Origin of the sequence: Anoxybacillus sp. (genome assembly GCF_036834105.1) — a bacterium.
GTDB lineage: Bacteria > Bacillota > Bacilli > Bacillales > Anoxybacillaceae > Anoxybacillus.
Genome location: NZ_DAITON010000047.1, coordinates 4,688 through 15,484, shown reverse-complemented (window position 1 = coordinate 15,484; position 10,797 = coordinate 4,688). Strand labels below are relative to the sequence as shown.

The 10,797-nt window shown below is 37.4% G+C and carries 10 protein-coding genes; all 10 read right to left on the bottom strand.

Translation table 11 applies throughout. The features are described from left to right. Nucleotides 1–201: 201 nt before the first annotated feature. The 10 genes from cas6 to cmr5 all read right to left on the bottom strand — a co-directional run bounded on the left by cas6 (nucleotide 202) and on the right by cmr5 (nucleotide 10,665). Nucleotides 202–951 (bottom strand): CRISPR-associated endoribonuclease Cas6, encoded by a 750-nt coding sequence (cas6, locus tag V7Z64_RS06585; protein WP_297987806.1) that lies wholly within the window; start codon nucleotides 949–951, stop codon nucleotides 202–204. Nucleotides 952–965: 14 nt separating this feature from the next. Beyond that, nucleotides 966–1,229, bottom strand: coding sequence for a CRISPR-associated endonuclease Cas2 (gene cas2, locus V7Z64_RS06580; protein ID WP_035019157.1), 264 nt, complete (start codon nucleotides 1,227–1,229; stop codon nucleotides 966–968). A 9-nt stretch (nucleotides 1,230–1,238) separates the two neighbouring features. Beyond that, nucleotides 1,239–2,240, bottom strand: coding sequence for a type I-B CRISPR-associated endonuclease Cas1b (gene cas1b, locus V7Z64_RS06575; RefSeq protein WP_297987808.1), 1,002 nt, complete (start codon nucleotides 2,238–2,240; stop codon nucleotides 1,239–1,241). Between the two features lies 1 nt (nucleotide 2,241). After that, entirely contained in the window at nucleotides 2,242–2,751 is a 510-nt protein-coding gene (gene cas4, locus V7Z64_RS06570) for a CRISPR-associated protein Cas4 (protein WP_297987810.1), read from the bottom strand. An 8-nt stretch (nucleotides 2,752–2,759) separates the two neighbouring features. Continuing rightward, nucleotides 2,760–5,099: a CRISPR-associated helicase Cas3' gene (gene cas3, locus V7Z64_RS06565; RefSeq protein ID WP_297987812.1), complete on the bottom strand. Its 2,340-nt coding sequence runs from the start codon at nucleotides 5,097–5,099 to the stop codon at nucleotides 2,760–2,762. A 50-nt stretch (nucleotides 5,100–5,149) separates the two neighbouring features. Then, nucleotides 5,150–5,863 carry a type I-B CRISPR-associated protein Cas5b gene (gene cas5b / locus V7Z64_RS06560; RefSeq protein ID WP_297987814.1) on the bottom strand — a complete coding sequence of 238 codons (714 nt, stop codon included), beginning with the start codon at nucleotides 5,861–5,863 and terminating at the stop codon, nucleotides 5,150–5,152. Between the two features lie 12 nt (nucleotides 5,864–5,875). Continuing rightward, nucleotides 5,876–6,838 (bottom strand): type I-B CRISPR-associated protein Cas7/Csh2, encoded by a 963-nt coding sequence (cas7b, locus tag V7Z64_RS06555; RefSeq protein ID WP_297987817.1) that lies wholly within the window; start codon nucleotides 6,836–6,838, stop codon nucleotides 5,876–5,878. Further along, a complete protein-coding gene (locus V7Z64_RS06550) occupies nucleotides 6,819–8,546 on the bottom strand; it encodes a TIGR02556 family CRISPR-associated protein (RefSeq protein ID WP_297987819.1) in 1,728 nt (575 codons plus the stop codon). The genes cas7b and V7Z64_RS06550 overlap by 20 nt, the downstream gene beginning before the upstream one ends. A 571-nt stretch (nucleotides 8,547–9,117) precedes the next feature. Further along, on the bottom strand, nucleotides 9,118–10,281 hold the full coding sequence (cmr6, locus tag V7Z64_RS06545) for a type III-B CRISPR module RAMP protein Cmr6 (RefSeq protein WP_297987821.1): 1,164 nt from the start codon (nucleotides 10,279–10,281) through the stop codon (nucleotides 9,118–9,120). 3 nt (nucleotides 10,282–10,284) lie between these two features. Beyond that, nucleotides 10,285–10,665, bottom strand: a complete 381-nt coding sequence (gene cmr5 / locus V7Z64_RS06540; RefSeq protein WP_297987823.1) for a type III-B CRISPR module-associated protein Cmr5 — start codon at nucleotides 10,663–10,665, stop codon at nucleotides 10,285–10,287. Nucleotides 10,666–10,797 lie beyond the last annotated feature (132 nt).

The window sequence follows — 10,797 nt, the reverse complement described above, 5'->3', positions numbered from 1 at the left end:
TCATAGGTACGATACAAACCCCAAAAAAGCGTTGATAAATCAACATATGGAAAAGCTATACAACGCTATTATATATCCTTTCGAAAATTCAGTCAATACTCTGTATTTATTGATATTACTGAAAAATTCACAAAAAACGAGCTGTCGTCGATCCCCCGGGTTTTTTGCACGATTGGGGGTCGACGACAGTTGTGAAATGTTTCACTTTCCTTTTATAATGCGGAACATGCCGAATCCTTGCGAGTTTCGTCCACCGATGCCTACACGGTACAAAAACGTTAAATTTTCCGGAGAAGAAATAAGTTTATATCGCCCTTTCCATGCCGTGATGTAAAAGCCTTTAAAGCTCGTTACGACGCGGTCGTTTTTCCGAACATCGACAGGTTCAATAAATAGTCGGTCGCTCGGTGGAAATCCGTAATACGCTTCGTATTTGTTATAAAAATTCCGTTCTATTAAATGTGAAAACACTTCGTCGTCCGAAGCGAAAAACTGTGTTTTTTTCTTTCCATCTACTGTTTCGTACGTGCTATATACAGTCATCGGTGACAACATATCTATTTCAATTTCACTCTGTTCAATCGTTCGCTTTTCCGTTTCAACTCGCTCAATGATGACACGTTGATCACCGATGTTTACATATGGCTGAAGCAGCAAATGCTCCCCTAGTTGCTGCGTTAATTCAGGAAGTACTGTTCCAATGTGCCATTGAAATGAATCAATAAACGTGATCGTTTTCGCACGATGTTCAATACGATGCTCACCAAACAAGCGACTAAAAGTGAACAACTTAAACGATCGCTTTTCTTTCCGAAATCCACGATCGTGCAAAAAGCGAGCGAATGCCTCATCGCTTAGCGAATAATATATTAACCCTTGTAAATATTGCTGGTAATGAAGCGGTAATGTCACCGTTCCATCTGTTCCCCGCAATGTAATCGTTAATCGCATTCGTTTCTTCCTCTCTACAAAATAAATTCCTCTCCACCTTTTTTCAGTCCAAATTCTTCTCGCTTCGAATATTTTTGTGTACGAAACGTATAAAAAATGACAGAGTCTTCATTCGGATGCATAATGGCTTGCAGTTCAATTTTTAGTTTCTTATAATTTGCTTCTGATAGCTCCCCTTCAAACACAGAATTTTGTACCCAATGAAGATATTTACGAGCAATTTTTAACGCCTTCGCTACGCGCTTCTCATTAAAATCGTACACTAAAATAACAAACAAATCCATCACCTACCATTTCGCTGCGTACGGTTCATACTCTTTCTCCCCTAACAAATGCTTCTGAATTTTATACAGCTCAAGACGGATAAGTCGTCGATACGAAACAGATTTTCCTAAATGGCGATGCTGCACCGTTGTTTGCATTTTCTTTTCTAATTCGCTCACAAATATTTTTCTTCCTTCTTCTGACAGTAATATACCGTCCGTTAGCTTATCGAAATGCTTTTTTGCTAGCATTTTTTTGTTAATTAATGAAAAAATGAGACGATCAACAATAATAGGCTTAAATATTTCAGCAACATCAAGATGAAGTGAAAACCTTCGGAAATTTGTACTATGCAAAAAACCAATGCGTGGATCCAAGTACGTTTTGTAGATTTCACTCAAACACATCGTATACACGATCGAATTTCCAAAACTAATGAGTGCATTCAAGCGATTATGCGGTGGGCGCTTTGTTCTCTTTTCAAATACGAAATCAGGGTGGCGAATAATTGTATCAAACGTACTATAATATTTTTCACGCATATGCCCTTCCGATGCCATCAATTGCTCGACCGATTGAACGTCAGAAAGCAAAAGTGACTCCTTTTCGAAATCATGTAGTACGTTATCGAAAACATCCTTCACCTCTAAACGAGAACGGTAATATTTCAGTACTCGGCTCATTTGCTGGATCGATCCCTCAATAAATCGACGCGCCAAATTTAAACGTTTCCCCCCATCTAAATAGTGCTCTGCTTGTTTTAAAATTACATGCCCCGCGTTCAAATGTTCGCGCGGATAAAACGAACCAACATAATAACCATAATGGTTAAAATAATGAACGATAATTTGTTTTTGTGAAGCAAACTCAAGAAATCGCTTCGATACATCGACTTCTCCAAAAATGTATATATCACTTGTATTTTCAACAGGAATATACTTTTTGCGCCCTTCTGTTTCGAAATACAAGCTATGATCTTTGCGACGCAACTCACCATTTTGAAAGATGTACAATGTTCGTTTCATTTCATTCCTCCGCCCAACAATATTCACGATACGCACATTTTGCACAAAATTGGATTTTCTTTGGTTTCGGTGGTACCGGCATGCGCAAGATTTGCTGAATTTCCTTAACCGCTCGCTCCAGCTCTACCCTTGCTTCCTCCGTCCATTCGACCACTTCTTTTTTCCGTTCCTCTGGAAAAAGCAACTCCCCCCTCGCCTCAATTCCCATTCGACGTAAGTAATCTAAGTAGTACAAAAGCTGCATAGTTGCACTTTTCATATATCGCGACGATTTTTTCACTTCTCCCACAACAAGTTGTCCATCTTCTTGACGAACGCGATCAATCACAATATTTCCAAATGACAACTCTTTTTTATTTCGCCGATAGTACATTTCCGAGATAAAACGCCCGAGATCAAGTGATTCATCTTCCTGATCAGGTGCGATTTGATGTTTCATCAGCCAAACTTCACGATGACAAATGTAGTAATACCATATGTCTGTCCCAGTAATAGAGATTTCATCGTTCATGCTTCCACCTACCATATCATTCCTTCACTTTTTGCTTTATATCCAAGCACCTGGTCATAAAAATCATCAAGCATATCTACGTTAATATAACCTATCCCATGCAAAATAGGTGGCTTATGGCTAACTTTTCGTGGAATAGAAACAACATACTGATAAAAAGATGCCTTCATAGCCGCAAATTGCTTTTGTCGTTCAAAAGGATCTTTTATACTAATCACTTGCTCAAAGCGCTCAAATATCATTTTCGCTTCTTCATCTAATTCAATAAACACATCAAACTTATCTTCTCCTTCTTCAATTAAACGGAAATGGGAAATCGGTATCCGTTCCGCTGTTGCTTCACCATCGAAATAAAGACTTTTGATTCCATTTAAAAGCTGGAGGGACTCCCGATTATTCATTTTCATAGAGAGTTGTTCGAAATATTTTTCAATTAAAGAGAAAAACTCGCTCTCCTCTATAACGGTACAGTTTTTCAAAAGTGAGTGTGTTAAATCGATACGCACTAAATCGTAAATATAACTAGCATAGCGACGTTTTCCATCCGTTAATGAGACTACATGAACATTTCCTTTTTTCAAACCGTTTCGATTACATCTTCCTGCTGCTTGTTGAATAGAATCTAATGGGGCAAGATCACGATATACAACATCAAAATCAATATCAACCCCAGCCTCTACCACTTGTGTACTTACAACAATACGGTATTTTCCATCTTTAATCTGTTGAATTCTTCGTAATCTTTCCTTTGGAGGAATATGTGTTGACAAAAATGTCATTTTCTCTGGACAAATATGTTCCATTAGTTTTTCATATAAATATTTCGCACAATCAATTGTATTCACGATAAACAAATAACTTTTTTCTTCCTCTAAACAAAGTTGATTTACAAACTCATCAATAGTCATATTATTTTGCACATGAGGAAATAGTTGAACACGCGACAATGCTTGAAAATATGACGAAGGTTCAACGAGCTGTACGATCTCATCTTTTTGAAAAATGGCCGGTGTCGTCGCTGTGCTAAATAAAAAATAACAATTTAACTCTTCTGCTAAAGTTCGAAACATTTCTTTTACCACAAGCCAATATCGATGAGGAATTGCCTGCACTTCATCAATAATAACGACCGCATTCGCTAACCGATGAAATTTCCGTATCAACTTATTTCGATTTGTAAATATAGTATGAAAAAGTTGAACAAATGTCGTTAAAATAATTTCCGAATTCCATCCCTCAATTAACAATTTCGCCACGTCATAATCTGTATCATATCGTTCCTCATCGTGCACAAACGAATATTCCATTTCCGATAAATGATGATGGGACAAAAATAAACGTTGATCTACAACGATATTGTTTGTCCGAAAAATGTCCTCTAATACCGCTGACGTCTGATCGATAATACTTAAAAACGGCAAGCTATATACAATACGTGGGATAACCCCTTTTTCCTTTTCGATTGCTTTCCTAAGACGAAGTGCGAACTGAAAAGACGCAAGTGTCTTACCCATGCCGGTTGGCAGTTGTAACGAATAAAAATGATTCGCTACATCAATAGGTACGTTCGTAATTTCTTTAAATGCTTTCTCGCGCAGACTATTAATTTCACTATATTCCCAATTTTTCTTATTCTTGTATTCTTCAATCAATGAAGAAGAAATAAAGCATCTTTCGGAAAAAGACAGTACCTCTTTCTGCATAATTCCTGCTTCTGACTTATCGGCATCCAAAAGTAATGAGAATAAAAATAAAAATTGCACATATGGAACTAATGAATCGTTTTCATTGTTCCAACGCATCATATAACGACGGACTTTTCGACTTTCCGCAAATAAATGACGAACAGCATTTTCAAAATCACCTTTCGTAAATGGGTAGTTCGAAAGGACAGGAAGAAAATGCACGTATGTCTCATTTAGTTTTTGGAAATCTATCGCTTCAATTTGTTTGAACAATTGTTCTTCTATATCAATTCCAAATTGTTTCCATTCTTCAAACCAATCATCTAAATTACCGTGATGGCGTTTAACGATGATGAAAGAGAGATATTTCCATAAATCATGAATATTTTCGTATTTCTTTATAAAAGACATAAACACAAACGCAGAAAGCAATGCGTGAGTTTTTAATTGCTGTGACACACGTAACCCACGAATATAATCTTGAAAGTATTGATGTGATTTTCCAATATCATGAAACAAAGCGATGTGTTCAACAAGCGTTTGTATCCACTGTTGCTCAGTAAAATTGAGTTTTTTTTCATGCAAAAATTGTGACGCCAAAAACTTTACCCCTTCTATATGTCTCTGAAGGGGATAGTTCGGATGCGAGCATAATTCATTCATCATGTTCCCTCCATATACAAAGAGAGCACGCATGAAGTGACATACGCGCTCTAATTAAGAAAAACAATTTTTACCCCTTGATTGTTTACTAAGTAACTATCCACAGAAACAGTCAAAGGTTTTCCCGTTGCTTCAAATAGCACCTCATCATACAAGCTGACAATTCGCTCATTGTCTATTTGTATAGGTAATCTTTCTTTTAAATACTCTTTTCCAAATTCAATTTCTAGTTTTTTTAGTTTGCGTTCTGGAACAGCTGTTACAACTTCAATTGCTTGTTCATCTTTTTTTTGCTCAAATTCTTCTACCGAAACGAATTCAATTTTGGCCAAACACTCACTCAATCCCATGCTTACCGTATACACATTTTTCCCATACTTTACATAGTCTATTAGTTTATGAAACAGTATAGAATCATTGAAATGTACATAACATCGATATTTCGGAAAGCGTAAAAACTCTGTTCTAATTTGTGTTCGCGCCCCTTCTCTCCGCTGCTTCGGAATCCACACATTTCCTTTTGTATTAATGTGATTTAATCCCACTCTTATTTTTTTTACAGGATGAAGTAGTTGCATAGCACATTTTACTGTATGATGATTCACATATTTAAGGTACTCCTCTTTTTCTAATCCAATGATAGCGCCAACAATCCCATAAAAAGCTGTAGGTGGGATGACCGAATATGTTAAGGGTGAAGAAGTCGAATATATTTTTCGAAAATGTCCAAAATCGGCATAAAAGTCAAAAATAAGTACATTCATGTAACTTCACCCTTAAAACGTTTTTTGTTCAACGATAAAACCTTTGCTTTCTAAAAATCTCACTAAATTTTCACTACAAATGAGGCGCTCGTCTTGTGCTAACTCAATTCGTTCAATGCGCTCTCTATGCTTTTCCAACACTTGAAGTAAATTGGAGACATCTAGTACATAATCGCTGACATCACGGATCTCTTCATCAACTTTTTCTGAATGAATAGATATATATTTGTCTAATTCTCCAATTTGGAAATGCTTTTCTTTATATACAACCCTCATCAATAACCGTGGCATTTGTCCCACTTTAGAACGAGAGATAAGGCTTTTTGTTCCATTCCACATTGCTTCGAGCATAAACTGTACATCTTCTTCAGTTAACCTCGTATATTTAGCCGCTACTTCATTAATCACGCCATAAAAGGAGATGAGCGAATACGGCAACACATACTCTTCACGAAACGTTTTAGTCGACTTTTTGCTTCCCGAAGCAAAAGCACCCGTTCCTTTTACATAGTGTAGCTTAACAGAGTGTAGCGACTGTCCCATCTTAAATTGCACTGGCCCTGTATGCGTAATAGAACTCGCTTCCTTACTACTTTTTTCAATCGGTAAAGTTACCCCAAAAAGCCGCACGTCGATACACTCATTTAACACTTGCTCGTTAATGATCGTTTTCATTTCAACTAAGGACAGTTTGGATTTGTTTTGCTTCTCACCTTCCTTCACTAAAAAATCTTCCGCGCGCATTTTTGCGTCTTGAATGTATTCGTTTTCATCAGCAATTTCACGAACGAAGATCTCTTTTTCTAAGTAATCGTGCAAATAATCCCGTACGGTTCGCTTCAAACGTACATCGGTTACAATATTTTTTCCTGTTTCCTCATCGATCCGAGGTTTATTTTCATCAACAGGATCACCATTTGGATTTGCCCACATTACATCATATAAAAACAGCAATTCAGACCGATTGTTCAACATTCGTTTTTTCCTCCTTCTTTTCAAATAAACATTCTTTCACTTTTGAAACAAGATTCATTCCGCAAACAAAATAAAAGTTCAACTCATCGACAGATAACTTCCAATTTCTTTGCGACGACATAAACAATGAAGAAATATCTTCTGCCAGCTGCTGATGGCTTTTTTGATATGCGTCATACTCCTTTAGCTTATTTACTACTTTTGGAAGCAATCCTCTTACCGTACGCTCGTCCATTTTCAATCCCATCAATTGCTTCACAAACGGCTGACTTCCTCTCTCTTTCCACTGTACCTCTAGTAACATTTGTGTTAGCGCACCTAACAAAAAAATAGCTTTCTTCTCGTTCGTATCCAACTGCTGACCAAATGTTTGGAATAACACGTCAAATTTGCTCGGCACTACGCTGCCCCCTTTCATTTTTAACACCCCACATTGTTCGAGAAAGAGAATAACAGATATAGCGTGTCTCACCTTATAGAAAAAATTTACGTTTGATTCGATTTCATAAAAATCACGACGAATTTCTTTCATGATAAAAGGTATTAAAAAAGTGAAATGAATCGGTTCTTTCTTAAACACTCGTTCTACAATAGTCAGAAAATAGCGGTCTACGTCGCTATTAAAAAACGTCCGAACTATTCCAAAATGGAATTGACGATCAGTAAAAGAAAGCACCTTCTCTACATACGCTTTCGCTTGAAAAATTTCTCTTAACCTTGACGGAAGAACATCTTCAATAAGCAGCAAAATACGTTCTGCACTTTGAATTTTTTGTAAAAACAACAACTGGAGAGAAACGGTGTTTTTTGCATCCGCGAGCACCGCTAATATATCTTCTTCCGTCGTCATAAATGACTGGATTTTTCTATCTTGGAGTCGTATATCTTTTAACTGTGAAAAAAGAAGATACAGTACATCTTCATAATCTTCACGGCTAATTTTAGACGGAAGAATAAATTTCGGAATAAGAAAATAAGACAGACCATAAAACTGAAATTTTAGCTTTTCCTCGATGATTTTCCTTCCCTCTTCAATAAACGCCTTGCAATTCAAACAAACAGGGAAATTCCTCCATGCTAAATCTTCATTAAAACCTCCCGTAATAAACCCCGGTTTGTCCAGAGTATAAAAACGGAACACCGACATTTTCCCGATGACGACCTCTTTTTGCTTTCCACATACTGAACATACTTGATTCGTAGCACACAACTCTAAGTCTTTTTCATTGACAAGAAGTAAAAATTTTTCAACGAACAAAGGTAAATCATACAAAAATTTACCATTTATTTTAATTGATACGATAGCTCGATCTTTTAATTGATCAAGTTTCTCTTGAATATTGAAAACAATTTCTTCATGTTTGTTCATAAGTAGTTCATAGATAGAAAAAAAATAAGAGTGTTCAGCATCTTTAACTTTTTTAAACCATCCTAACACTTTCTGTTGAAACGTATTATCGATCGTTGTAATTCTTGCTGTCGGGGAATAGTTCGTTCCTCGCGATGAACCATTCCTGAACAAATATTTTTTGAAGTCTGTATGAGCTTCTTCTACTTCTACACCTTGCCAGACAAATACACCATCTTCTTCAGATAATAAGATGTTAATCGCATACGAGTAGCCATGATCTTCAATGAGCTGATCAACAACTGCTTTCTTCTTTTTTTCCAGCGCCCATTTTCCAATTTCGGCGATTGATTCAATCAATGTCCCACCTCCGACAATCACGTGAACTAACTATATTTTCTCATAATTTTTATATTTTTCAACACTTTTTCTTCTTTTATTTGTTAAAAAAAAATGAATTTACCATCAAACACATATACATATAAACATGAGTGAACCTTCCTTATCCTTCATCTTCATGTATTCATATGACATCACATAAAATCTGATAGTAAAAACTTTTGTCCATAACACATAAAAAAGTGGTCAAATGGTCAACCAAAATAAATAAATCGGCGGCTAGCGCGCTGGCTTATTTATTTTCACTTCAATTCCTCATAGGTACGATACAAACTCGCTGAAATCAATCCGCAGCCAATTTTTCACTTCGTAATGAAGTGTCGTCGATCCCCCGAAGTTTTTGCAAGATTGGAGGTCGACGACAGTTGTGAAGTGATTCACCAATTCAAACAACTTATGAGACGAAACAATAAAGAGACACAGCGACCAATCAGATCTTTCTACGCGCAGAAAGAAAAACTCTCAATCGTTATGCAAAACTCCCCTTCATTAGACTGTAATCAGCTTTGCATGTTACATTCTCGAATCGCATTTACTGTAACAGTGTGCGTACCGCTTGCACTTTCTCGTATTGCTTTTTTTGTTTCGGCTTTACGTTCCATTCGCCGATTTTTTCCCAATATGTTTGTAATGCTCGGGCAGCTTCTTTATTTTTTGTTTCAATGACTTGTTTATATAACTCAGATTTACTTTTTTGCTGATCTTGTTCGTTTGTCGTTAATCGTTCAATTTCTTTCACTAATCGCTCTTCTGGAGACAAAGAAGCGAGATATTGTTCTTCTTTTTGTTGCTGCTGTTTTTGCATCTCGCTTGCCACTTGCTCTTTCGCTTGCTTTATAAGCGGGAGGAATTCTTGTTCTGTCACATCGCGAACGTGACGAAAATACCCATATCCTGACGATGTTTTTGAACCAATCCCGAACTCCTCAAGTGCTCGTATTGTCCACTCTGTTGCTTTTTTTAATAGCTGCTCTGCCTGCTGATGATCACGATGTAAACAAGATAAATAAATATCGACGTCTGCCACTTTCACTGTAAAAAACGAAACAGGCGTCGGCGGTTGATCATCCGTCGGCATTCCGCTCTTTTCATAATACTTTTTCATATGCACCGTCATTACTTCTGGAACAAGTTGTAATCCGTTTACTAAATAAACGTCATAAAACTGCACGCATCCCCGTTGTTGTTGTGTACCGAAAATCGCTGTTGCCTCGCTAGACTGCGTAAGCGCCGTTTCTTTTCCTTCTCCGTATGCTTCAATCCACCATTGCCGCACAACACCTTTTACACTCGATGCTGGAATGTATGGAATTCCGTACGTCGAATGAATTGTCAACGCTGTTTCTCGAACGTGACCGGCACCAAGTCCGTGAACAATTTTTCCTACGGGTGTAGCTTTGAGCTTTCGAACGGATGCGATGTGCGCAAAAGAAGCAAGCGAACGCTCACGATGAAGAAGCGCTTGTTTCGCTACTTGTTGAACATCTGAATGAATGAGCACGGCAGGAAGACGTTTCGCCACTTCATAGCAGCCTTTTTTCTCGTCAAACTCATGAGATAGTCCATAATGTAAACGGTACGCTAAATGAGTTAGGTGCTGATCGTTTACGGTACGAATAATCGCATGCGTATCTTTCGGAAGAAAATATTTTTCTTCTCGCACTTGTTGTTTTTTGGGGTGACGCTTATTATTCATAGTTCACTCTCCTTGCTTTGCCATTCCGTCTGCAAACTTGCGCATCCAGTTTAACAACGCTAACGCTTCCATCGTCCACGTGCGATATTCAGCACTTGATAAGCTAATGACAACCTCTACAAACTCCTTATCCTGGAATTTGTCTTTATACCTTTCTCTTAACCAATCTCTCAATGTGTTATAAATCGCATCATATTCTTTTCCTTTTTGAAAACAAAATGCAAGAGCTTGGCCAAGTCCATTCACTTGGATCAAGGAAGGCATTTTTTTTACATAAGACCGATACGCCTTAAAATCCTTGACTCCTCCTTCTTTTGCTTTTTTTACTGCCTCAAACGCAAATGTAGCACGACCATTTTCAATTCCAACACGTGTCGTTTTCATCTTTTCACACTCCTAGCCACATCGTTCTCATCATTCCGCGTCCTAACGTACTATTTCCACCTAATTGAAATACTTCTGGGAACTTACGCTCACCTACTAAGTACGTATAAATTTGTTCGGCATCTTTTACGT

Coding starts and splice junctions, on each gene's coding strand:
- cas7b (WP_297987817.1), bottom strand. CDS start 6,838: ATGTTGAACAATCGGTCTGAATTGCTGTTTTTATATGATGTAATGTGG.
- cmr6 (WP_297987821.1), bottom strand. CDS start 10,281: ATGAATAATAAGCGTCACCCCAAAAAACAACAAGTGCGAGAAGAAAAA.
- cas6 (WP_297987806.1), bottom strand. CDS start 951: ATGCGATTAACGATTACATTGCGGGGAACAGATGGAACGGTGACATTA.
- cas3 (WP_297987812.1), bottom strand. CDS start 5,099: ATGAATGAATTATGCTCGCATCCGAACTATCCCCTTCAGAGACATATA.
- cas5b (WP_297987814.1), bottom strand. CDS start 5,863: ATGAATGTACTTATTTTTGACTTTTATGCCGATTTTGGACATTTTCGA.
- cas1b (WP_297987808.1), bottom strand. CDS start 2,240: ATGAAACGAACATTGTACATCTTTCAAAATGGTGAGTTGCGTCGCAAA.
- cas4 (WP_297987810.1), bottom strand. CDS start 2,751: ATGAACGATGAAATCTCTATTACTGGGACAGACATATGGTATTACTAC.
- cmr5 (WP_297987823.1), bottom strand. CDS start 10,665: ATGAAAACGACACGTGTTGGAATTGAAAATGGTCGTGCTACATTTGCG.